General features: G+C 45.1%; 18 protein-coding genes. 8 read left to right on the top strand and 10 right to left on the bottom strand.

The genetic code is table 11. The features are described 5' to 3' along the window. Positions 1 to 6 precede the first annotated feature (6 nt). On the bottom strand, positions 7 to 936 hold the full coding sequence (gene mnmL, locus H2O73_RS16310; protein WP_182109989.1) for a tRNA modification radical SAM protein MnmL/YtqA: 930 nt from the start codon (positions 934 to 936) through the stop codon (positions 7 to 9). Positions 937 to 1,469: 533 nt separating this feature from the next. On the opposite strand from mnmL, the gene gltB reads away from it, so the two are divergent. The 3 genes from gltB to H2O73_RS16295 all read left to right on the top strand — a co-directional run bounded on the left by gltB (position 1,470) and on the right by H2O73_RS16295 (position 8,161). Beyond that, a complete protein-coding gene (gene gltB, locus H2O73_RS16305) occupies positions 1,470 to 6,008 on the top strand; it encodes a glutamate synthase large subunit (RefSeq protein WP_182109988.1) in 4,539 nt (1,512 codons plus the stop codon). After that, positions 6,008 to 7,477: a glutamate synthase subunit beta gene (locus tag H2O73_RS16300; RefSeq protein WP_182109987.1), complete on the top strand. Its 1,470-nt coding sequence runs from the start codon at positions 6,008 to 6,010 to the stop codon at positions 7,475 to 7,477. Before gltB ends, H2O73_RS16300 begins: the two co-directional genes overlap by 1 nt. Positions 7,478 to 7,726: 249 nt before the next feature. Then, positions 7,727 to 8,161, top strand: coding sequence for a DUF1499 domain-containing protein (locus H2O73_RS16295; protein ID WP_182109986.1), 435 nt, complete (start codon positions 7,727 to 7,729; stop codon positions 8,159 to 8,161). Between the two features lie 103 nt (positions 8,162 to 8,264). On the opposite strand, the gene vpsR is transcribed toward H2O73_RS16295, so the two are convergent. The 4 genes from vpsR to brnQ all read right to left on the bottom strand — a co-directional run bounded on the left by vpsR (position 8,265) and on the right by brnQ (position 14,055). Next, on the bottom strand, positions 8,265 to 9,599 hold the full coding sequence (vpsR, locus tag H2O73_RS16290; protein ID WP_182109985.1) for a cyclic-di-GMP-binding transcriptional regulator VpsR: 1,335 nt from the start codon (positions 9,597 to 9,599) through the stop codon (positions 8,265 to 8,267). A gap of 310 nt (positions 9,600 to 9,909) precedes the next feature. Continuing rightward, a complete protein-coding gene (gene lysS, locus H2O73_RS16285) occupies positions 9,910 to 11,445 on the bottom strand; it encodes a lysine--tRNA ligase (protein ID WP_182109984.1) in 1,536 nt (511 codons plus the stop codon). 34 nt (positions 11,446 to 11,479) lie between these two features. Further along, positions 11,480 to 12,578 (bottom strand): peptide chain release factor 2 gene (gene prfB, locus H2O73_RS16280; protein WP_182109983.1). Its coding sequence is split into 2 segments (ribosomal slippage): positions 11,480 to 12,502 and positions 12,504 to 12,578, totalling 1,098 coding nucleotides; the frame shifts between segments, so codons are not numbered across the junction. 163 nt (positions 12,579 to 12,741) lie between these two features. Next, positions 12,742 to 14,055, bottom strand: coding sequence for a branched-chain amino acid transport system II carrier protein (gene brnQ, locus H2O73_RS16275; RefSeq protein WP_182109982.1), 1,314 nt, complete (start codon positions 14,053 to 14,055; stop codon positions 12,742 to 12,744). 309 nt (positions 14,056 to 14,364) lie between these two features. Here brnQ and H2O73_RS16270 point away from each other — a divergent pair, with 309 nt between their 5' ends. Beyond that, the gene (locus H2O73_RS16270; protein ID WP_182109981.1) at positions 14,365 to 15,084 is read left to right on the top strand and encodes a tRNA1(Val) (adenine(37)-N6)-methyltransferase; all 720 of its coding nucleotides are present in this window, start codon (positions 14,365 to 14,367) and stop codon (positions 15,082 to 15,084) included. Between the two features lie 134 nt (positions 15,085 to 15,218). Then, positions 15,219 to 16,448 (top strand): ATP-dependent RNA helicase SrmB, encoded by a 1,230-nt coding sequence (gene srmB, locus H2O73_RS16265; RefSeq protein WP_182109980.1) that lies wholly within the window; start codon positions 15,219 to 15,221, stop codon positions 16,446 to 16,448. 484 nt (positions 16,449 to 16,932) lie between these two features. Here srmB and prfC read toward each other — a convergent pair whose 3' ends face one another. The 5 genes from prfC to ubiT form a co-directional block, all read right to left on the bottom strand. Then, positions 16,933 to 18,522 (bottom strand): peptide chain release factor 3, encoded by a 1,590-nt coding sequence (gene prfC, locus H2O73_RS16260; RefSeq protein WP_182109979.1) that lies wholly within the window; start codon positions 18,520 to 18,522, stop codon positions 16,933 to 16,935. 104 nt (positions 18,523 to 18,626) lie between these two features. Then, a complete protein-coding gene (gene rimI, locus H2O73_RS16255; protein WP_182109978.1) occupies positions 18,627 to 19,076 on the bottom strand; it encodes a ribosomal protein S18-alanine N-acetyltransferase in 450 nt (149 codons plus the stop codon). A gap of 3 nt (positions 19,077 to 19,079) precedes the next feature. Further along, a complete protein-coding gene (locus tag H2O73_RS16250; RefSeq protein WP_182109977.1) occupies positions 19,080 to 19,481 on the bottom strand; it encodes a DNA polymerase III subunit psi in 402 nt (133 codons plus the stop codon). A gap of 95 nt (positions 19,482 to 19,576) precedes the next feature. After that, the gene (locus H2O73_RS16245) at positions 19,577 to 20,080 is read right to left on the bottom strand and encodes a GNAT family N-acetyltransferase (RefSeq protein ID WP_182109976.1); all 504 of its coding nucleotides are present in this window, start codon (positions 20,078 to 20,080) and stop codon (positions 19,577 to 19,579) included. After that, complete coding sequence (gene ubiT / locus H2O73_RS16240; protein ID WP_182109975.1) at positions 20,064 to 20,591, bottom strand: ubiquinone anaerobic biosynthesis accessory factor UbiT; 528 nt, start codon at positions 20,589 to 20,591, stop codon at positions 20,064 to 20,066. Before ubiT ends, H2O73_RS16245 begins: the two co-directional genes overlap by 17 nt. A gap of 192 nt (positions 20,592 to 20,783) precedes the next feature. Between ubiT and H2O73_RS16235 the strand changes: the two genes are divergently transcribed. The 3 genes from H2O73_RS16235 to H2O73_RS16225 all read left to right on the top strand — a co-directional run bounded on the left by H2O73_RS16235 (position 20,784) and on the right by H2O73_RS16225 (position 24,861). Continuing rightward, the gene (locus H2O73_RS16235; RefSeq protein WP_182109974.1) at positions 20,784 to 22,823 is read left to right on the top strand and encodes a bifunctional diguanylate cyclase/phosphodiesterase; all 2,040 of its coding nucleotides are present in this window, start codon (positions 20,784 to 20,786) and stop codon (positions 22,821 to 22,823) included. Positions 22,824 to 22,953: 130 nt separating this feature from the next. Continuing rightward, positions 22,954 to 23,967: a ubiquinone anaerobic biosynthesis protein UbiU gene (gene ubiU / locus H2O73_RS16230; RefSeq protein WP_182109973.1), complete on the top strand. Its 1,014-nt coding sequence runs from the start codon at positions 22,954 to 22,956 to the stop codon at positions 23,965 to 23,967. A gap of 18 nt (positions 23,968 to 23,985) precedes the next feature. Further along, on the top strand, positions 23,986 to 24,861 hold the full coding sequence (locus H2O73_RS16225; RefSeq protein WP_182109972.1) for a U32 family peptidase: 876 nt from the start codon (positions 23,986 to 23,988) through the stop codon (positions 24,859 to 24,861). Positions 24,862 to 24,946: the final 85 nt, after the last annotated feature.

Below are 24,946 nucleotides of genomic sequence, written 5' to 3'. Positions count from 1 at the left end.
AACAAATCAAGGCTTAATGTAGTGAAACGTTTTCGCAGTTAATGAACCTTGAGCGCCATCGCGATTTAATGCTCGACCTATTTCTGTCATTGCTAACCAACGGTTCTCGCACCAAAGTGGCGAAAGTAATGTAGGGCGTCGTGCCGCAGAAGAGACTCGATGGTAAATAATGTCAGCAGGTGTCATGCGAATTAGCTCACTGGCAATACTCACGTATTCTTCTAACTCTGGCGCTTCAAGCCTGCCTGCACGCCATGCTTTGGCCATGGTGCTACCTTCAACAATATGCAAACCATGCAGTTTAATACCGTCGGTACCTACTGCTAATACTTGCTGCATCGTACGTACATTATCTTCACGAGTTTCTCGTGGTAAACCGACAATAAGGTGAGTACAGACCTTAATGCCGAGAGCACGAGCACGTTGTGTTATTTCGGCGTAGCACTCAAAATCATGACCACGGTTAATTCGTTTAAGAGTGTCGTTGTTGGCGGTTTGCAAACCAAGCTCAAGCCATATTTCATAGCCTTGCTCCACATAACCAGAAAGGAGATCGAGCACCGCGTCTGGTACACAGTCAGGTCGCGTTCCAACACACAAGCCAACAATATCGGCAGCCTTCAACGCTTCTTCGTACATGTTTTTCAAAACTTGTACTTCACCATATGTGCTGGTGTACGCTTGAAAGTAGGCGAGGTATTTTTTGGCTCGCTTAATTTCTCCAGCTCGGTCATTCAACTGTTCTTGAATACTTTTAATTTGAGTTTCTTCATCAACAAAGGAAGCCACATTACAAAATGTACAGCCACCTCGCCCAATCGTTCCGTCACGGTTTGGACAGCTAAATCCACCGTGTAGTGTCAGTTTATGTACCTTCTCGCCATAACGACGATGTAAATCTTGACCGATTGTATTAACGAGTTCGTGTAATTGCATCTTCAACCACTAATGAGAATGTAAACCATTAAGATTCATGTAATTAGATTACACGATTTGCCTTTATTTAACGCCTGCGATCTAACCAGAACCACCTTTTTGATCCCTATCACAAATCAATAAACATTCAAAAACACGTGCTTCAAGCTAAAATTTAAGCAAAAAATAAACATAAAACCCATTTAACGCGCGAAAAAATTGCGCAACAAGGCTGACTTTTGATTGCATTTTAACCCGAGTAAATTGTAGGATACTTACAGATCTCACTTGCTAAGCGTTATCGCTAATTACAAAATAATCGGCAAGGAAATCGGTGATAGACAAATCCCACCTATATAAATCACTACAAAAGTGATGCTGTTAATTGGATATCACCAAGGATTGTCTTTCTCGCAACATTTTTCCTGTGAGAAAAGAAGGGAATCAAACCTGAACAACCTCGATCAGGTGCGAATCAAACTATAAAAGGAAGTGACGCGCGATTAAGTTCGCTTAACGACAGTGCGTCCGAATTAGATTGGAAGGATGTATCTATGGTAGATAGAGAGCAGAGCACCCAAGGTCTGTACACTCCTGAATTGGAACACGACGCTTGTGGTATCGGTTTTGTTGCTCACCTAAAAAACCGTAAATCACACGCAGTAGTGACTCAGGCCCTTGATATGCTTGCACGTATGGAGCACCGTGGCGGTCAGGGTTGTGACCCTTGCAGCGGTGACGGTGCAGGTATTCTACTTCAAAAACCTCACGAATTTCTTTTAGAAGAAGCGGTGAAGCTTGGCATCAAGCTGCCTTCTTTTGAAAAATACGGTGTTGGTGTGGTTCTTTTTCCGAAAGACCAACACAAAAGAGCACAATGCCGCGACATTCTAGAACGCAATGCAAAACGCCTCGACCTTGAAGTCATCGGTTACCGTGTACTGCCAACGGACAACTCAATGATCGGTGCCGACCCACTGAGCACTGAACCGCAATTTGAGCATGTCTTTATTACTGGCGGCCCTGGCATGTCACCAGAAGAGCTTGAGCGTAAACTGTATGTACTGCGTAACTACACTGTCCGCGTATGTCTAGAAAGCGTGTCGAACATTGGTGATGATTTTTACATCAACTCAATGTCATACAAAACCTTGGTGTATAAAGGTCAGCTAACCACAGAACAAGTACCTCAGTACTTCTTGGATCTGCAAAACCCAACCATGGTAACGGCGCTAGCACTGGTTCACTCTCGCTTCTCAACCAACACCTTCCCGAAATGGCGCTTAGCACAGCCTTTCCGTTACATTGCGCACAATGGTGAAATTAACACCGTTCGCGGCAACTTAAACTGGATGAAAGCGCGTGAAGCCATTCTAGAGTCAGAATTATTCACCCAAGCTGAAATCGACATGCTACTGCCTATCTGTCAAGAAGGCAGCTCAGATTCATCTAACTTCGACATGGCGCTTGAACTCCTAGTGCTTTCTGGTCGTAGTTTGCCACATGCCTTAATGATGATGATCCCTGAAGCATGGCAAGAAAACAAAAACATGGAAGCCAAACGTCGCGCGTTTTATCAATACCACGCCAACGTTATGGAACCATGGGATGGTCCTGCCTCTGTCTGTTTCACCGATGGTGTTCAAGTGGGTGCGACACTAGACCGAAATGGTCTGCGCCCTTCTCGCTACACAGTCACCAAAGATGACTTCTTGGTAATGGCTTCAGAGTCAGGCGTGGTCGATATCGCACCTGAGAACGTTGAATTCCGTGGTCGTTTACAACCAGGTCGTATCTTCGTCGCTGACTTAGAGCAAGGTCGCATCATCTCTGATGAAGAAGTGAAAGACTCTATCGCCAATGCCCAGCCATATGAAAAGTGGGTAGAAGAAAATCTACTTAGCTTGAAAAAGCTACCTGATGCGAGCAACCAATTTAGTCAACCTTCTCCAGAGCGTCTATTGCACCGTCAGCAAGCTTTTGGCGTCAGCTCTGAAGAGGTCAACGAAGTCATCGTACCGATGGCAAATGATGGTAAAGAGCCACTTTCTGCTATGGGTGCCGACTGGCCTCTAGCGGTTCTGTCGCATCAATCTCAGCATCTATCAAACTACTTTAAACAGCTATTTGCTCAGGTAACCAACCCACCGATCGACCCGATCCGTGAACGTATGGTTATGTCACTGAATACTTACCTAGGTAAGGATCAGAATCTACTAACTGAGACGCCGCTTCATTGTCAAAAAGTTGAATTGGAATCACCAGTACTGGCGAACGCTGAACTTGAAAAACTGCGTGCTATCGATAACGAGCACCTACAAGCGAAGACGCTAGATATCGTATTCCAAGCCAATGAAGATCAAGGCAAGCTTGAGCGCGCGCTAAAGCGTATTTGTCAGTACGCGGAAGACGCGGTGATTGATGGCTACTCAATCATCCTACTGACTGACCGTGCCGTAAACTCGAACCACGCAGCCATCCCTGCGATGCTCGCGGTAGGCGCGGTACACCACCACCTTATTCGCAAAGGTCTACGAGCGAAATGTGACATAGTGGTAGAAACCGCTGATGCCCGTGAAACGCACCACTTTGCAACCCTATTGGGTTACGGTGCTAACGCAGTGAACCCTTACTTAGTGACCGAAACGATCGTTGATCTTCAGCGTACTAAGAAGTTGGATCCAGAAGCGAATCCACGCGATCTGTTCAACAACTACCGCAACGCGGTAAATGGCGGACTGCTTAAGATCTTCTCTAAGATGGGGATTTCTACGCTGCAGTCATACCATGGCGCGCAGATCTTTGAAGCGCTTGGTATTCACAAGTCTGTGGTTGATAAGTACTTCACGGGAACGGTTTCTCGTATCCAAGGTTTGACCCTTGATGACATCGCTAAAGAAGTATTAGTTCGTCACCGCATTGGTTACCCGCAACGTGAAATTCCAGTGCAAGTACTGGATGTGGGCGGGGTTTACCAATGGAAACAACGTGGTGAAAAACACCTCTTTAACCCTGAAACTATCTCATTACTGCAAGAATCAACGCGTAACAAAGACTACGCCCAATTCAAACAGTATGCGGCAGCGGTTGATAAGCAAGGCGATAACGCCGTTACATTGCGTAGTCAGCTTGAGTTTATCAAGAATCCTGCTGGCTCAATCCCACTAGATCAAGTTGAGTCAATCGATAGCATCGTGAAGCGTTTTGCAACGGGTGCCATGTCGTTTGGTTCTATTTCTCACGAAGCACACTCAACGCTTGCTGTTGCGATGAACCGCCTTGGCGGTAAATCAAACTCTGGTGAAGGTGGTGAAGACCCTGCCCGTTTCGAGCGCAAAGAAAACGGTGACTGGGAACGCAGTGCTATCAAGCAGGTGGCTTCAGGTCGATTTGGTGTCACTTCATACTACCTAACTAACGCAGACGAGCTTCAAATCAAGATGGCTCAGGGCGCGAAACCAGGTGAAGGTGGTCAGCTTCCGGGCGATAAGGTCGACGATTGGATCGGCGCAACACGTCACTCGACTCCTGGGGTTGGTCTGATTTCACCACCACCGCACCACGACATCTACTCAATCGAAGATTTGGCTCAGCTGATCTACGATCTGAAGAATGCTAACCGCGCAGGTCGTGTCAACGTTAAGTTGGTATCAGAAGCGGGTGTGGGTACCATCGCATCAGGTGTCGCTAAAGCGAAGGCTGATGTGGTACTTATCGCCGGTTTCGATGGCGGTACAGGCGCATCACCACTTTCTTCTATTCGCCACACCGGTCTGCCTTGGGAGCTTGGTCTGGCTGAAACTCACCAAACGCTACTGAAAAATGGTCTACGTAACCGTATCGTTGTTCAAGCAGATGGTCAGATGAAGACACCTCGCGATCTTGCTATCGCCACTCTGCTGGGTGCAGAAGAATGGGGCGTGGCAACCGCAGCGCTTGTGGTTGAAGGTTGTATCATGATGCGTAAGTGTCATAAGAATACCTGCCCTGTTGGTATCGCGACACAAAACAAAACTCTACGTGAGCGCTTCGATGGTCGCGTAGAAGATGTCGTAACCTTCTTCCAATACATGGCTGAAGGTCTACGTGAAATCATGGCAGAGCTTGGCTTCCACTCAATTGAAGAGATGGTCGGTCAAGGTAAGAAACTGAAAGTACGCCAAGATGTGTCGCATTGGAAATATAAGAACCTTGATCTATCACCTGTTCTGCATGTTGAAGAGGCGCGTGAAGCCGACGGTGTATTCTGTCAGACACAGCAAAATCACAACCTAGAATCGGTACTCGATCGCAAGCTTATCCAAGCCGCGATTCCTGCACTAGAGAAAGGTGAAGCCGTTAACGCTGAATTCCCTATCGTCAATACAGACCGTTCTGCGGGTACCATGTTGTCGAATGAGATCTCGAAGGTGTATAAGGCTCAAGGTCTGCCACAACCAATGAATGTTAAGTTCAATGGTTCTGCTGGTCAGTCATTCGGTGCATTCCTCGCTAAGGGCGTGAAGTTCGAAGTAGAAGGTGATGCAAATGACTACTGGGGTAAAGGTCTCTCTGGCGGTACGCTAGTACTCTACCCTAACTCGAAATCCAGCATTGTTGCCGAAGACAATATTGTGGTTGGTAACGTATGTTTCTACGGTGCTACGTCTGGTGAATCTTTCATCCGCGGTCTTGCGGGCGAACGTTTCTGTGTACGTAACTCTGGCGCGAAAGTGGTTGTTGAAGGTGTCGGTGACCACGGTTGTGAATACATGACTGGCGGCGCGGCAATCATTCTTGGCTCTACAGGTCGTAACTTTGCTGCTGGTATGAGTGGCGGTGTGGCTTATGTTTGGGATAAATCAGGTGACTTTGAGTCGAAGCTGAACCCTGAACTGGTTGACCTAGACCCAATCGAGCAAGAAGACAAAGACCTACTACTCGACATGCTCAACAAGCATGTTCAGTTCACAGGAAGTGAAGTGGCTCAGTCATTCCTAGACAATTTTGAAACTAGCTTAGAAAGCATGGTGAAAGTAATGCCACGTGATTACAAAGCTGTACTTCAAAAGCGCAAGGAAGAGGCACAACAGAAAGAAGCGGAGGCAGTGTAATGGGTAAGCCTACTGGATTTTTAGAGCATGGTCGTGAACTCCCGCAGAAAATCGACCCAGCAGAACGCATTAAGAACAACAAAGAGTTTGTTTTAAACGAGGAGTTTGGCGAAAAAATCAACGACCAAGCCTCTCGTTGTATGGACTGTGGCGTGCCGTTTTGTCATAACGGCTGCCCAATTGGCAACATCATCCCAGAGTTTAACGATGCAGTGTATCGTGATAGTTGGGAAGAGGCATGGAACATTCTTAGCTCAACCAATAACTTCCCAGAGTTTACTGGTCGAGTTTGTCCTGCGCCTTGTGAAAGCGCCTGTGTATTGGGTATCAACCAAGATCCAATCACTATCTGTAATATTGAGAAAACCATCGTTGAGACGGCGTACCGTGAAGGATACGCCAAACCAAAAACGCCGCGCACTCGCACTGGTAAAACTGTAGCGATCATTGGCTCAGGTCCGGCAGGTCTGTCAGCCGCTGAGCAGCTCAATAGTGCTGGTCACTCAGTAACGGTATTTGAGCGTGATGAAAAAGTTGGCGGTCTACTTCGCTTTGGTATTCCAGATTTCAAACTTGGCATGAACATCATTGACCGTAAGATCAATTTGATGGCAGAAGCTGGCGTTGAATTTAAAGTTAATCAACACATAGGTGTCGACGTCAATGCACAGCAACTGCGTCAAGAATTTGATGTCGTTCTGCTAACTGGCGGCTCTACGGTGCCACGCGATCTTCCTGTACCAGGACGTGAGCACAAAGGCGTTTACTTTGCGATGCAGTTCTTAGCGCAGAACAACCGCCGTGCTAACGATATGGATCTGAAAACTGAAGAGATCCATGCAAAAGGAAAACACGTGGTAGTGATCGGTGGTGGTGATACAGGCTCTGACTGTGTCGGTACTTCTAACCGACATGGCGCAGCAAGCATTACTCAAGTTGAGATCATGCCTATCCCGCCAGAGCAACGTCCAGTCAATATGCCTTGGCCTCAATACCCAATGATCATGCGCACCTCTACATCACATGAAGAAGGTGTTGATCGTCACTGGAACATCTTAACCAAAGAGTTCATCGCTAACGACCAAGGTGAAGTGACCGGTCTACGCCTTGCCGACATCGTATGGGATGAGCCTAAAGCTGGTGAACGTCCTAACTTCAAAGAAGTCGAAGGCAGTGAGCGAGTGATCCCGTGTGATATGGCATTCCTTGCGATGGGCTTCTTACACCCAGAACCTCACGGTGTGCTCGCTCAGCTTGATATTGCATTAGACGAGCGTGGTAATGTCGCAACGACTGGCTTTGCTACTAGTCAAGCAGGTGTATTTGCTGCCGGTGACATGCGTACAGGTCAATCTTTGGTGGTACGCTGTATCAATGAAGGTCGTGAATGTGCTCGCGCTGTCGATGAGTATTTGATGGGCGGGACCAACCTAGAAGCGAAGGCCAGCTCATTAATGCTATCCGCATAATACTAAAAGGTGAGAAGCTACCACTTCTCGCCTGCTTTGCTTCCATTTAAATTGACCAGCTTTGTGCTGGTCTTTTTTATTGGTCTAATTTCGTCATCACGCTCGAAAAAAATCAAACCGCTATTTCACGAAAACAACAAACACAACCGCGACACTATTGGTTATCGTGATCATTTTAACTATAGTTGCGTATAGAGTATTTACCCCAATCAAAACCTCACCACTCACTTAAGCAAATGGATGTTCACAATGAAAGCACCTTTCGCAGTTTTAGCCATAGCACTCATGCTTTCAGGATGTAGCCAAGGAAATAGAGTCATGGTAAATAAAGTCGACCAGATCTGTGCAGATAAACCCAACTGTGTATCAACTCTCGATAGCCGAGAAGATTTTCAAATCGCCCCCTTTAACTTAAAAAACGATGTGACTATCGATCAAGTTGAGCAGGTTGCCTTGCAACTGCCTGGAGCAAAAACCGCAACACAAGAGAACAGTTATTTACGTATTGAGTGCACCAGTAAAATTATGCGATTTGTCGATGATCTCGAACTGGAAATCAAAGGAAGCCAGTTGATCGTCCGTTCCGAATCTAGAGTGGGTTACTCAGATTTTGGCGTCAACCGTAAGCGTGCCGAACAATTAAGAGTCTTACTAAACGAAGCTGGCTTACTAGAGAACAACTAGCGCTGACACTCTTCAGTTCATTTCGGCTCACTCTGTTTTATCAATGCACAAAAACAGAAGAGCCATGGCATAAACCATGGCTTTCGTATGACGCTTTATGCGATTAAACCGTACTGTCTGATATCAAATTGTGCTTATTTAACAATCGGTACATAGTCGCTCTTGATACACCGAGCTCTTTTGCCGCCATAGAGACTTGTCCTGCGTTAGATTCAAGCACCAATAATAAAGCATCACGTTCACTGCGCTCACGAATACTTTTCAGGCTTCGCTTGCCGTCGCTACGCTTAGGTAAGTCTAGACTCATCTCATCCAGCATAACACTGTCAGACATGAGAACAACGCGCTTAATTTGATTCATCAGCTCACGCACATTGCCCGGCCAATGGTAACGAGTTAATGATCTTACCGCATCTTCGGTGAAGCTACGGGCTTGAGCATTGTACTCTCTTGAATAATCCAATAAGAAGTGACGCGCCAGTATCGCAATGTCACCCGCTCTTTCTTTCAAGCTTGGCACATTGATCCGTAGCACATTGATGTAATGATAAAGCTCTTCGTTGAAGTCACCATCTATCAGTGCTTTCTCAATATCAGCCGAATTTGCTGCCAATACACGTACATCCACCTCTTTTATGCCGTTAGCGCCCTCTATGGTGCCTTCTTGCAGAAAGCGAAGTAGATTCAGCTGCTGAGATTTAGGTAGCGTTAGAATGTCATTGAGAAGTAATGTGCCACCATCAGCCTGTTCTAAGAGCGACGGGACTTCTTCATCCTCTCGATTGATACCAAACAGGTCACTTTCAATGCGTCGTTCAGATAGCGCTCGGCAATTTACTGAGATGAATTCTTTGTGTGCTCGTGCTGACGTTTTATGTACTGCTTTCGCAACCGTCTCTTTACCAGTACCGCTTTCACCATAAATCAAAATGCTGACATCAGTTGGACCAATACGTTTGATCTGATCACGCAGTCGCTTCATTGGGATAGATTCACCGATCAACCCCATATCATTGTTATTGCCGTAATGCGGCCACACTTTTTTCTCCAACTTAAGCATACCAAGTTGGTGTCCAATCGTACTCAAAAGCTGTGCATCTGGAATCGGAGCAGTGAAAAAGTCGACACAAAAGTTAACGATAAATTGGCAAATAGTATCAGAGCTGAGCTGTGACTCGCGTATGAATGCGATCCATCGAACTTGCTTATGAGTGCTAACAAGATTAGCGATACCATTCAAACTAAACTCATCATGACTCAGATCTACTACGCCGATGCATGGACCCGTTTCTGAAAACAAAGTGTTCGCTTTGCGCAAATCTGCGCATTGGGTGCAACGCCACCCCACCTGCTCAAGTACGGAAAGCCATGGTTCGTAGCTACCACCCACTACGATTAATGAACCCGGGACAGAATCCATTCGGAATTGACCACCCATTAAGCTTCTCCCTTATACTGATATTTTATAATTATCTGTGCCACTAAGAGCACATCAACAGAGTTGCTACACTATAAGAGCCTACGTTAATAATCTGTCTCATTTATAAGACTAGCTGATAATCAATCAATACATTGGATTAATATGCGATTGATACACCATATTTTCCTGAAATGTATTAATTGTTAACTAAATATATTTGCTGAAAAGCAAAGCAACTAAAGCATTTTATGATGAACACCTTTCTATTTACGCAAAAAGCGGGCGAAAAAAAACCACCCGAAGGTGGTTTTGTTGGTCATTTCAAAGCTTATTGCGCTTGTGGGCGCATTGCTGGGAATAGGATCACGTCGCGGATTGTATGCGTATTGGTGAATAGCATCGCTAGGCGGTCAATACCAATACCTTGACCTGCTGTAGGCGGTAGACCATGCTCTAGCGCAGTAATGTAGTCTGCATCGTAGAACATTGCTTCATCGTCGCCAGCGTCTTTCGCATCAACTTGAGACTTAAAGCGTGCATCTTGGTCTTCTGCATCGTTAAGCTCAGAGAAGCCATTCGCTACTTCACGACCACCAATGAAGAACTCAAAGCGATCGGTAAAGAATGGGTTGTCATCACTACGACGAGCTAGTGGCGAAATGTCTGCTGGGTAGCCAGTGATGAAAGTCGGCTGAATAAGTTTAGGTTCAGCAGTTTCACCAAAGATCTCTTCTAGCAGCTGACCACAAGTCCAGAACTTCTCAACGTAGATATCCAGTGATTTGGCGATAGATACCATCAGCTCACGATCCTGAACACCTTCCTCTGTTAGAGCTTGGATTTCAGCGTGGTCTGGATTGTAGTGTTTGATCGCATCCAACATCGTCATACGAGCATACTGACCACCAAACTCAACCATTTGGTCGCCGTAAGGCATTGCTGTTGCACCTAGAATTTCTAGAGCCACAGTACTTAGCATCTCTTCCGTTAGGTCCATTAGATCTTTGTAATCTGCGTACGCCATGTAGAATTCGATCATCGTGAATTCAGGGTTGTGACGTGGCGATAGACCTTCGTTACGGAAGTTACGGTTGATCTCGAATACACGCTCAAAACCACCGACAACCAAACGCTTCAAGTACAGCTCAGGAGCAATACGTAGGAACATTTGTTGATCCAATGCATTGTGGTGAGTGATAAATGGACGAGCAGACGCACCGCCAGGGATCACTTGCATCATTGGCGTTTCAACTTCCATGAAGCTTTTTGATTCCATAAAGCGACGGATAGCAGAAACCAACTTAGAGCGTACTTTGAACGCGTTACGTGAGTCTTCGTTCACGATTAGGTCAACGTAACGTTGACGGTAACGCATCTCTTGGTCTGTTAGACCGTGGAATTTTTCTGGTAGTGGACGAAGTGCCTTAGTTAGCAATTCGTACTCTTCCATATTTACGTATAGATCGCCTTTACCAGATTTGTGCAGCGCACCTTTAACACCGATGATGTCACCGATATCAAGACCTTGGTATTGCTCTTTCAATACTTTTTGTACATTTTTATCTGCGTACGCTTGAATGCTACCAGATGTTTCTTGGATAACTAGGAATGGACCACGCTTAGCCATGATACGACCAGCGATAGCAACAACATGGTTAAGTGCTTCTAGCTCTTCCTTCGTCTTTTCACCGAACTCTTTTTGTAGATCTTCCGCGATAGCATCACGACGGAAATCATTTGGATGACCGTTTGCTTTGCAGCTCTTACGGATAGCATCCAGTTTCGCACGGCGTTCAGCAATTAGCTTATTCTCTTCTTGTGTAGAAGCTTCTTGTACAGATTCGTTTTGAACAACATCAGTCATTTTCGATGTATCCTGTTTTTAGTCGGTGAAAAGCTTACAAGCCTGATTTCAGGCTAGCTTCAATAAATTTGTCTAGATCGCCGTCAAGAACCGCTTGAGTATTACGGTTTTCAACGCCAGTACGTAAATCTTTAATACGCGAGTCATCCAGAACGTAAGAGCGGATCTGGCTACCCCAGCCAATGTCTGATTTGGTATCTTCATTCGCTTGTTTTTCAGCATTTTGTTTTTGGATTTCAAGCTCAAAAAGCTTAGCACGTAGCTGCTTCATTGCTTGATCCTTGTTCTTATGCTGAGAACGGTCGTTTTGACACTGAACCACGGTATTGGTCGGTACGTGCGTAATACGAACCGCCGATTCTGTGGTGTTTACGTGCTGACCACCCGCACCGGAAGCGCGGTAAACATCAATACGAAGATCAGATGGGTTAATATCAATCGTGATGTTGTCATCAATTTCTGGGTAGATAAACGCAGAAGCAAACGAGGTGTGACGACGACCACTTGAGTCAAACGGCGACTTACGAACTAAACGGTGAACACCAGTTTCAGTGCGTAACCAACCATAAGCGTACTCACCAGAGATCTTAACCGTCGCGCCTTTTAAGCCAGCCACTTCGCCTTCTGATACTTCGATCACTTCCGTCTTAAAGCCTTTCGCTTCAGCCCAGCGTAGGTACATACGCAACATGATTGAAGTCCAATCTTGCGCTTCCGTACCACCAGAGCCAGATTGCAAGTCAATGTAGCAATCAGAAGCATCATGATCACCAGAGAACATACGACGGAACTCAAGTTTACCTAGCTTAGATTCAAGCTCTGCAAGTTCTGGTTCTATTTCATCGAACGTCTCTTGATCTTCTTCTTCAACAGCAAGTTCTAAAAGACCTTCAACGTCTTCGACGCCTTGCTCAAGTTGATTGATCGTTTCGACAACAGCTTCCAATGCGGCACGCTCTTTACCTAACGCTTGTGCACGCTCAGGTTCGTTCCATACATCAGGTTGCTCTAGTTCTGCGTTTACTTCTTCTAGACGCTCTTGTTTAGCGTCATAGTCAAAGATACCCCCTCAGGACTTTCGTGCGCTCAGACACGTCCTGAAGACGGTTTTTAATAGGATTGATTTCAAACATGCTTGCTCAATATTTATGAGTAGAATTTAACCGAGGAATTGTACTGAAAAGTGTGACAGAGATACAGGAAATTTTTTTGCCAGCACTAAGAGCCGCTTAAGATAAAAAAACCCCCCGTCATGCTAAGCATCACGAGGGATTTTCATCGATGTTTTACAGCGAATTATGCCGCATCTTCTGCCAGAGTTGGCTGTTCTGATTTACCAATAAAGAATACACAGATCATCGCAGCTACCGTTGGCAACAACCAGCCCATGCCGACATCAAACAGTGGTAATACATTAAATGCTGACACATCAACACCGGCAACTTTCGCCGCATCAACCAAGGCGAATACCAGTGAAACCAAAATGACACTGCGGTAAGCAATACGTGGGTTTGGCAGTTTGTTACGTAGGAACGTCAACACAACAAGTGCGATTGCCACAGGGTATAGCGCAAATAACACTGGAACAGACAAAGCAATCAGCTGTGACAAACCAACGTTGGCAACTACCGCACAAGCAACACCATTAATCACAACCCATTTCTTATAAGAAATCGACGTTAGTGAGCTAAAGTAATCCGAACATGCTGAAATCAAACCAATTGCGGTAGTCAAACAAGCTAGCAGTACAATAATAGTCAGAACGACTTGACCATAAGAACCGAATAGCGCTTGAACATACAGGCTTAAAATCACGCCACCGTTATCCGCACCAGCAGCAACAACAGAGCTAGTCGCACCTAGGTAGAATAATGAAACGTAAACAAACATTAGACCAACCGCCGCAATTAAACCCGCACAGATAAGGTATTTAGTTGTTGCCTTTTGTTCAATAATACCTTTACCACGCAATGCATCTACAATCAGTACACCAAACATCAAAGCACCAAAGGTGTCCATGGTGTTGTAGCCTTCAAGAAAACCCTTTTGTAGTGGGTGCGTTAGGTATTCGCCTTGAGCTGCAATGATCTCACCTTGTGGGAAGAAAAATACTGCGCCAGCAAGAACAATCAGACCAATGAATAGTACCGGTGTCAGAACTTTACCGATCACATCAATCAACTTGCCTTGTGACCATGAAAACGACATGGCAATCACAAAGAATACAATTGAGAAAATTGTTAAGTGAATTTGGTCTGCGTGAGCAAAGAACGGCTTAACCGCCATTTCATACGCAACAAGCCCTGTACGTGGTGCCGCGAATGCAGGACCGATAATGATGAAAATCAATACCGACATGATTGTGGCTGCTTTCACTGGTAAATCTTGAGTTAGCTTGCCCCAAGAACCACCAGCGACAGCGATAGCAATAATGGTAACAAGAGGAAGACCTACTGCTGTCAATAAGAAACCAATCATCGCTGGAAGTACATTTTCCCCTGCTAATTGACCAGCTAGTGGAGGGAAGATGATGTTACCAGCACCTAAAAAGAAGGCGAAAAGCATAAAGCCTAACGCTGTAATATCTGTTAATTTTAACGACTGCTTCACAGAATGACCTTTTTCTTCTACTGATGGATGTTGTGTCTGCTCAGATGGGTAAAATCACCCTCTGAACTATCAAATTTAGAGCAGAATAATGACCAAATACTCATCTGTTCGCAACAGCAAAGCAAAAAACACCATATAAATTTATACAGCAAGCAGAAAACCAGTCATAAACACCAAGTTAAAATAATAAATCAGAATAAACAGCCAATAAATTCATTAACAAAAATAGTGATATATAGAGAATAATTTTACACAACTAATCTACAACGGTTTAAGCAACTCGAATATCAACCAATAACCGGATATTAAATGAGCAACAATTTACAAAATACTAAGAATTTTCAGTTCAAAAAATTCGCGATAAATGGCGGGCAATGTGGTATGCCCGTCAGCACCGATGGGGTGCTCTTGGGCGCTTGGATTGATTTAACGGACATTAAACGAATTTTAGATATTGGCACAGGAACAGGCTTGCTAGCCTTGATGTGTGCTCAACGTAAATTGGAAATGGATATCCACGCCGTCGACATCGATACAAATGCCACTGCTGCTGCACAATTAAACGTTCTCAATTCACCTTGGTCACAACGGATACGTGTGGAGTTGGCTGATATTCTTACTGCCACTGATTTGGGCGAATTTGATGGCATCATCTGTAACCCACCATATTTCAACAGCGGCGAGCAATCGCAATCAAAACAACGTGCAACAGCCCGACATACTGATAGTTTGAGCCATCAAGCACTACTGCAATGCTGCCAGTCACTGCTCAATGAGCAAGGGAGAGCCAGTTTTATTTTACCGGTGGTTGAAGGTGAAGCTTTCATCACACTTGCTCAACAGCTTGGCTTTTTTGTTTCTCGCCTGTGCCGAATCAAACCAACCGAGACAAAAGCTGAAAACAGGCTGCTGATTGAATTAAGCAAACAAGAGAGCCAATGCCAACCTCAACAGCTGACAATTCGTGATAAACTCGGCTATAGCGAAGGCTTTATCGCCCTGACGAAAGACTTTTATTTAAAGATGTAGAAATAAGGTGTGATCCTTATCACCAATACAACTATACTATGCGGTCTAATTTTTGTCTTAGCCCATTTTGGGCTACGTAATATATCTGCCTCTCATCTTTTCAATCTCGCCGAATGGCTTGTGGAGAACTAACTGTGATCAAGAATTTTGCAGACCTCGATTTAGATCCAAACCTGCTTAGCGCTATCGAAGATATGGGCTTTGAGCGCCCAACAGAAGTGCAAGCTCAAGCGATTCCTCAAGCATTGGAAGGTCGAGATATTCTAGCTTCAGCGCCAACTGGTACTGGTAAAACGGCCGCGTTCGTTCTACCTGCGCTGCAATTTTTGCAAGATTTCCCTCGTCGTAAGCCTGGGCCTGCACGCGTATTGATCCTGACTCCAACACGTGAATTAGCAATGCAAGTTGCCGACCAAGCTCGTGCACTAGCAAAAAATACTAAGCTAAATATTTTCACTATCACAGGTGGCGTTCAATACCAAGAACACGCCGATATTCTGGCGACAACGCAAGATATCGTAGTTGCAACACCAGGTCGTTTGATGGAATACATCAGAGCAGAACGTTTTGATTGCCGTGCAATTGAATGGCTGATCCTTGACGAAGCTGACCGTATGCTCGATATGGGCTTTGGTCCAACCGTTGACCGTCTTTCTACCGAGTGTCGCTGGCGCAAACAAACGCTACTTTTCTCAGCAACGCTAGAAGGTAAAGGTGTTGAAGGCTTCACCGCCGATCTACTGAAAAATCCAGCAAATATCGATTCAGAGCCTTCTCGCCGTGAGCGCAAGAAGATCACTCAGTGGTATCACCGCGCGGACAGCATGGAACACAAACTGGCGCTGCTTAAAGTGATCATTACTGAGCAAGCTGAGCGTTCAATTATCTTCTTGAAAACTCGTGAGCGTCTTGCTGATCTGCGAACCGAGTTAGAAAGAGCGCAAATACCTTGTTCTTGGATCCAAGGTGAAATGCCTCAAGATCGCCGTAACAATGCGATCGCACGCTTCCGTGATGGTACCGTAAACGTACTGCTTGCGACTGATGTTGCTGCACGTGGTATCGACTTACCTGACGTAAGTCATGTAATCAATTTCGACATGCCACGCAGTGCCGATGTTTACCTACACCGTATCGGTCGTACTGCTCGTGCAGGTAAGAAAGGCAATGCTGTCTCTCTTGTTGAAGCACATGACCAAGCAATGCTCGATCGCGTGGCTCGTTATGTAAAAGAAGACATTAAAGAGCGTTTCGTTAAAGAACTTCGTCCTAAACACAAAAAACCAGTGATTAAGAAGAAGAAAAAAGACGACAAGAAAAAGTCAGCAGCAAAAAGCAAAAAGAAAGCGACTAAGAAGAAGTAATTAACACTTCAAATTCCAAATACAAAAATGCCACTTCATTGAAGTGGCATTTTTATTATCTCAATATTTTCAACTCAATCGCGATCGTAGCTAAACCACTAAACACCCTACTCCATATCTACTGATATATTCAAAGTAGTTGCTATCAGATCAAGGCAACAAGTTCACTCATCGCCATCGGCATTTCACAACATATTCTACATAGTTGATGTTATGGCTAGGCACTTTCACCTACCAACCGTGATATTCAAAGTAGTTGGTGTCAGAGCAAGGCAACAAGTTCACTCATCGCCATCGGCATTTCACAACATATTCTACATAGTTGATGCTATGGCTAGGCACTTTCACCTACCAACCGTGATATTCAAAGTAATTGGTGTCAGAGCAAGGCGACAAGTTCGCTCATCGCCATGAACATAGACAACTATGTGATTGGTGTGAGTTAACGACGTCAACGCCGCTATCACACCAAATACGAAGAATATTAGTGTTCGCGAGTCGCGCGGAACACAACCTCTGGAAAACGCTCTTGCGCTAAATTCAGGTTAACCATCGTTGGCGCGATGTAGCTTAGGTTGTCACCACCATCAAGAGCTAGGTTTGCTTGGTTCTTACGCTGGAACTCATCCAGTTTTTTACCATCGCTACACTCGACCCAGCGTGCGGTTGCAACGTTTACACCTTCGTAGATCGCTTCTACGTTGTATTCTGACTTCAAGCGAGCCACGACTACGTCAAACTGAAGCACACCAACGGCACCTACGATTAGATCGTTGTTTTGCAGTGGGCGGAATACCTGTACGGCACCTTCTTCTGAAAGCTGTACTAGACCTTTTAGTAGCTGCTTCTGCTTCAATGGATCTTTAAGGCGAATACGACGGAACAGTTCTGGCGCAAAGTTTGGAATACCAGAGAACTTCAGTGCTTCACCTTGAGTGAAAGTATCACCAATTTGAATTGTACCGTGGTTATGCAGACCAATAATATCACCCGCATAAGCGTTTTCTGCACGTGAACGGTCACCTGCCATGAACGTTACTGCGTCTGAGATGCTCACTTGCTTACCAAGACGCACGTGGTTCATCTTCATGCCTTGGGTGTAAGTACCCGATACAATACGCATGAACGCGATACGGTCGCGGTGCTTTGGGTCCATGTTTGCTTGGATCTTAAAGACAAAGCCTGAGAACTTATCTTCTGTTGCTTCGACTTCACGCTCGACTGCTTGGCGAGTTTTTGGCATTGGTGCCCACTGGGTCAAGCCATCAAGCATGTGGTCCACACCAAAGTTACCTAGTGCTGTACCAAAGTAAACAGGTGTTAGTTCGCCAACGAGGAATGACTCTAGGTCAAACTCTGGGCAAGCTCCCATCACTAACTCAAGCTCTTCACGTACGCTAGCCGCAAGATCAGCACCAACTTGCTCATCTAACTCAGGGTTATCTAAGCCCTTAATGATGCGAACTTCTTGGATTTCATGACCATGACCTGATTCATACAGAATCGTTTCGTCACGGTGAATGTGGTAAACACCTTTAAACTCTTTACCACAGCCAATTGGCCAAGTGATCGGTGCACACATCATACCCAGTTCGTTTTCTACTTCGTCCAATACTTCCATTGGATCGCGTACGTCACGGTCAAGTTTGTTCATGAACGTCACGATTGGTGTATCACGTAGACGGGTAACTTCCATCAACTTACGAGTACGATCTTCGACACCTTTCGCCGCATCGATAACCATTAGACATGAGTCAACAGCCGTTAGTGTACGGTAGGTATCTTCCGAGAAGTCTTCGTGTCCCGGAGTATCCAATAGATTGACTAGGCAATCGTTGTATGGGAACTGCATCACAGACGTTGTTACCGAGATGCCACGTTCTTTTTCCATCTCCATCCAGTCAGATTTCGCGTGCTGGTTAGAGCCACGACCTTTTACTGTACCCGCTTTCTGGATCGCGTTTCCGAACAACAGAACTTTTTCTGTAATGGTGGTTTTACCCGCATCCGGGTGAGAGATAATCGCGAACGTTCTACGCTTAGAAACTTCGCCGATAAATGGTGTATTTGACATCAAACTGGTCTTCTTTTCTGTCTGGATGCTTGTTTAATTGTTAAACAAACGAATTCGATTCAATTTTGCGCGGTATTCTCGCTTATATTCCTTTTGGGGGCAAATCAGAAAAGGAATAAATAGCTCATGATAATCGCGTCCTCATTGCCACTGGCTGCGGGGTAATAATTTTTACGTCTATCAACTTCGTTAAAACCCGCGCATTCATACAGTGCAAATGCTTTGTGGTTGCTTTCTCTGACTTCTAGCCACACGCTTTCTGCGTTGGCTTTTTCACCGTGGTCAAGCAGGTGTTCAAGCAAGGCTTTACCATAGCCCTTGCCTTGTCGTTCTGGTGCGACTGCAATATTCAGCAATGTCACCTCTCCGACGATATTTTGTGCGTAAAAGTAGCCTACTAACTGATCGTTATCGATGAGTACATGATGGCATCCACCACGGCTATTTACGTCGCGAATCATTGACTCTGCCCATGGATGGCTGTGTGCTTGCTGCTCAATTGCCCAAACATCATCAAGATGTTCTACAGCAAGAGGAAGGAACTGTAATGTCATAATTTATTCGGAATAGGTGCAGATTTGCTGCCACAACGCTTTGCGTTGTTGGTTATTGCCATCAATGTCACTAAGTAAAGGAGAACTTAGCACTTTACCTTGTAGTGTATCTGAGCTTGGGCAACCGGCGAACCATAACCACTCAACGGATTGTGGTTGTACTTGATCAACCTGCTGAGGAAAAACATGGCGAATTTGCGCCAAGGTTAACTGCATGCTCTTCAACACTCGTTCTAGAAACTCAGCTTGGCTACCTTCTGGCAAAGTAGGTGACACCAACAGCATTTTGCAATCTGAAGGCAAGTTTATCGCTGCGACTTGGCAACCTGACAACCGCTGTGGGTGCATCAGTTGATAAGTGTCGATACCCATCTCTGATAAATATGCCGTCGAGTTAGTTTGCATAAGTGCTGTTCTCTAAAATTTGGGCGCTCATATTAGCACAAATCTACGCGCAACAAAAAAGGGGCTAAGCGCCCCTTTTCTCTACCAATAACACGCTAGAAATTAGCAAATTCTTCGCTGTACTCAATTTGACCTTGGCGCTGTTCAAACTCACCTGGCGCAATTGCCAATACTTGGAATGCCCCTTCAGGCACTTGCCATTGGCAACGGAAATGGTGTTTCTCAGCCGCTTCAAATCCAAAACGCCCGTAGTAAGCGGGATCGCCCAATACCACGCACGCCGGATAGCCAAAATCATTCAGAGATTCTAAAGCATCACGAATCATCGCGGCGGCAACGCCTTGCTTACGGTAGTCTTCACGAACCGATACCGGCGCTAACCCCTGCCAGTTAAGATCTTCACCTTCTAGCATCACTGGGCTAAACATGGCGTGACCAACCACTTCACCGTCATCATTACAAGCCACCAGCGATAACGTCAGCTTGCCGTTTTCTCTTAGTGACATGACCAAATTCGCTTCCGCTTCGGTCTCAAACGTCGATTTCAATAATCGGTCAATAACCAGAATGTCAGCTGGCGCTTCAGTTCGTATAAGCATGTGCTACCTCTTTTTGCATTACTGGCGATTGTACGCCTTTATGCACGAAGTCAGCTAGTTGATTAAGTAAAATTTGCATTGGCTTTGGCAGAAGTTCAAGATCAACACTGTCCATCAAGTTCTTCACTTCCAAGCCCAGCTCTGTGTCACCTTCAATAGAAAGACGACGTTGGAAGAACAAAGTATCAGGATCTTCTTTGCGACCAGCAATCAGAACTAGGTCATTTAAGTTACCACTGAATGAGACATCCTCAACCATAGGTTTATCAGCAACGATAATTTTTTCATCTTCGTAGCTAATGTACCAGCCGAGTTTCATATCTTTGATTTCAACTTTTAACCACTTACCTTCAAGGAATTCAAAGTCGCCATCTTCAAGCGCTTCTTTGAACACCATTTTCAGCCCGTCAAGCAAGGCTTTTTTTTGAACAGATTGAGGTAATAAGTGGACTGGAGATCGCAAAATTGATGCTGCATTTTGAACTAATTGAGTGCGAATCTTGTTAATCACGCAGGTTATCCGTTACTTTGTAAATGATAACGGGATAATAATGGAACAAGCAATTATAATACCTGTTATGCATCAATAAATGACCATATGCCTGTGGCACTTTAATCTCGTTGAGATCAAAGTTATATTAGCTCTTGAGCCTCACAACGCACTCGCGCTTAGTTTCATCTTCGGAGAATTGGTAACCTTTAAATGCCATCGCAACAACTTCAGCATTGGTTTAAACAAATCACGGCCAAAGGACCTTTTTTTTCGGCCATCCTAGATAACCAACATAACTATGTTTTGGTTAATGATCGCTATTGCGAAATTGCGGGGCTGACATTCGAAGAATTAGTTGGAATGAACGATAGCCAGATTTTAGGCAATCAACTCTACCAACAAGTCAAAACTTACTACGATCTTGCCTTTGAAGGTCAATATCTTGAAACCGAAGTGTCCGTAAGCCATGCTGACATAGAAACCAGCTTATCTTGCACTTTCTCCCCAATTCGAATTGATGACAACGTTCAGTTTGTGGCTTTTCACGCCATTGACACGTCAGAACGACAATTGCTGGTTCGTTCACTTGAAGAATCAGAAAACAAATTTTCTGCTTTGACGCATCTGCTACCTGATGGCTTATTGCTGGTTGAAAACGACTGCATTATTTCGGCGAACCCTGCCGCAGTCCGCTTGCTTGGCTTTGAATCAAGCAATGACTTATTAGGCGAAGAGCTTTCTCGACTATTTATCGATGAAAACAGCAAAACCGTGTTTAACAATAAGCTTTGCGTCTTATTGAACGACACGCCAATTCGCTGCTTAACCGGTCCTCGCTGTGGGTTTGAACGCAAAGTACAACTGCAGTCGACTCACGCCATGATTCTGGGTGCACAGTCGCAACTGGTTTTAATTCAAGATGCTGAGCAATCACCAAAAAAGATCAGCCAATCTACTCACGAAGATGCTCATATCGATTCGCTCACTGGCGCTTATAACCGCTTTGGTTTTACCAAACGACTCGATCAAATGATCAAAAATGAAACCCCTTTGGTCATGCTTTACCTTGATATCGATAACTTCAAAAATATTAACGACTCCCTTGGCCATCACATCGGTGACAAGGTAATCAAAGAGGTTTCATCACGTCTTAAGCGTCTACTGCCGCAACAAGCGGTACTTGGGCATTTAGGAGGGGATGAATTTGGTTTGATTTTGCCAGAGCCTGAAAATGCGCATATGGCAGAAGCACTCTCAGATAGAATTATCACGCTGATCAACCAACCCTTTGATCTGCACCATTTTAGTAAACGCCTAGCATGCTCTATTGGTAGCGTTAATTACCCTGGTGATGGCAACGATGCGCGTATTTTGCTGCAAAACGCAGACACTGCGATGTACGAAGCAAAAGAGCGAGGTCGAAATCGTTTAATCAAATTTAATGACCAAATGAACAAAGAAGCACGCATGCGTCTTTGGTTAGAAATTGAGTTACAAAAAGCCTTGCAACAAAACGGCTTAGAAGTGTGGTACCAGCCAAAAGTTAACGCGCGTGATTTCAGCATTAATGGGGCGGAAGCTCTGGTACGCTGGAAGCATCCCGTAGAAGGCTATATTAGCCCGGGCGCTTTTATTCCAGTAGCAGAGAAAGCAGGGCTAATTGAAAACCTTGGTCGCGTGGTGATGCGTGAAGTCTTCAGTACGGTTAAACGTTGGAAAATGCAGGGCATATTGCCAGGTCGTGTCGCCATTAACCTCTCTCCCGAGCAGTTTGGTAATCCTAAACTTATCGATTATATGGAGACACTGCTGCGCAGTACCGAATTGGATCCAAGCTGCATCACCTTCGAGCTGACTGAAAGTGCGGTCATGAGCGACAGTGAACATACCCTGCAAATGCTCAACGCGATTAAAAAGCTCGGTTTTGCACTATCAATTGACGATTTTGGTACCGGCTATTCATCACTTGCGTATCTTGCTCGCTTCCCTCTCGATGAGCTCAAAATTGACCGCGCGTTTATTAATGAAATCGATACCTTACCCAAGCAAGTCACCGTGATTGAAAACATCATTAATTTAGGTAAATCACTCAATTTAACCGTCGTTGCAGAAGGTGTCGAAACCCAACAACAAGCCACCTTACTTTCAAACCTTAACTGTAACTCGATTCAAGGTTTCCACTTCTACCGCCCACAACCGAAGCAAGAAGTCGAAGAGTTGTTTGTACAAAATCGCCGTCATAAGAACTGATTTAACTTTTATACGCAAATTTCAACATCGTTTACGCTCTAACTCACCTAAACCTGCCTTACATCAAATTCGCCGTTCACAATTCTTCATAAAATGCGGGCAATCATAAAAACTATAGATTTCGTTAGCCATGGAACTCTTATGCCCTGCGGGTAACTTACCTGCCCTAAAAACCGCTATCGACTGCGGTGCTGATGCGGTGTACATCGGTTTTAAAGACGATACTAATGCCCGCCACTTTGCTGGTTTGAACTTTACTGGTAAGAAGCTTGATAAAGCGGTGCAATACGTACACGACCACAATAAAAAAATTCATGTGGCACTGAATACCTTTGCTCACCCAGACGGTTTTGAGCGCTGGACAAGCGCTGTTGATCGCGCGGCTGATGTAGGTGTTGATGCGTTAATCGTTGCCGATATCGCGGTACTGGATTACGCGGCGCGTAAATACCCAGATCTTGAGTTACATCTCTCGGTTCAAGCTTCTGCCACCAACGTTGCGGCTATCGACTTCTACAAGAACAATTTCAATGTGAAACGTGTGGTTTTGCCACGTGTTCTCTCGATTCATCAGGTTAAACAGCTTTCACGCAATATGACCAGTGATGTTGAACTTGAAGTCTTTGCATTCGGTAGCCTATGTATTATGGCAGAAGGTCGCTGTTACTTGTCGTCTTACATGACAGGTGAGTCTCCCAATACCGTGGGAGCATGCTCGCCAGCTAAATACGTCCGTTGGCAAGAAACACCACAAGGGTTAGAGACTCGTTTGAACGATATTCTAATTGACCGCTACAGCGATGGTGAAAACACCGGCTACCCGACACTTTGTAAAGGTCGTTTTGTTGCCGATATTGAAGGCGAAGCCAAACGCTATCACGCACTAGAAGAGCCAACCAGTTTAAATACCTTGTCGCTACTTCCTGAGCTGTTTGCAGCTAATGTTGCGTCAGTGAAAATTGAAGGTCGTCAACGTAGCCCTGCTTATGTTGAGCAAGTGACTCGTACTTGGCGTGCGGCGATAGATCGCTACCAAGCTAACCCTGAAGCTTATCATGTCGATGCCGCGTGGGACGCTGCTCTGGCAAACGTTTCAGAAGGCACACAAACCACGCTTGGTGCATACCATCGTAAATGGCAATAAAGGTATAGGAAGATATTGATGAAATACGCACTCGGTCCACTTCTCTACTTTTGGCCAAAACAAGATGTAGAAAGTTTTTATCAGCAAGCTCAGCAAAGCTCGGCTGACATTATTTATCTTGGTGAAACAGTTTGTTCAAAACGCCGTGAAATGAAACCAGGTCAATGGTTTGATATTGCTAAAGAGCTGGCCGGCGCTGGTAAACAAGTGGTTTTATCAACGATGGCGTTGCTCGAAGCGCCTAGTGAAGTGAATATCATGAAGAAGTACATCGACAACGGTGACTTCTCTATTGAAGCAAATGATGTCTCTGGTGTGCAATTGGCTTTTGAAAACAAAGTGCCTTTCGTTGTGGGACCTGCCATCAACACTTACAACGCGCACACTCTGAACGTATTCTTAAAGCAAGGCATGGTGCGCTGGTGTATGCCAGTAGAGCTATCACGTGAATGGCTTGGCAATGTCATGACTCAGTGCGAACAACTGGGCATTCGCGAGCAATTTGAAGTAGAAGTCTTTAGCCACGGCTACCTGCCACTCGCTTATTCTGCTCGTTGTTTTACAGCTCGTGCAGAAAATCTAGCCAAAGATGATTGTGAAACCTGCTGTATTAAATACCCAACGGGTATTCAAGTGCAAAGCCAAGAAGGTCAGCAAGTCTTTAACCTTAACGGTATCCAAACTCAATCTGGCTACTGCTACAACTTGATCAACGATTTACCAGGCATGCAAGGCTTAGTCGATGTCGTTCGCTTGAGCCCACTGGGGTTAGATACGTTCTCAGAATTGGACCGCTTCCGCGCCAATGAGCAAGGTGACAATCCGATAAAAATCGCTGACCGACAATGTAATGGTTATTGGCACCGCCTTGCGGGTCTTGAAGTCAAAGCTTAAACAGAAACACCGATAAGCATTTCTAAAAAAACGAGACTGCCAAACACAAAAACGGGATAAGTATTCTTATCCCGTTTTTCGTTTA

The organism is Vibrio marinisediminis (assembly GCF_014050145.1).
Lineage (GTDB): Bacteria > Pseudomonadota > Gammaproteobacteria > Enterobacterales > Vibrionaceae > Vibrio > Vibrio marinisediminis.
The sequence above is the reverse complement of the archived record's forward strand: the minus strand, read 5'-3'. Positions and strand labels throughout refer to the sequence as shown.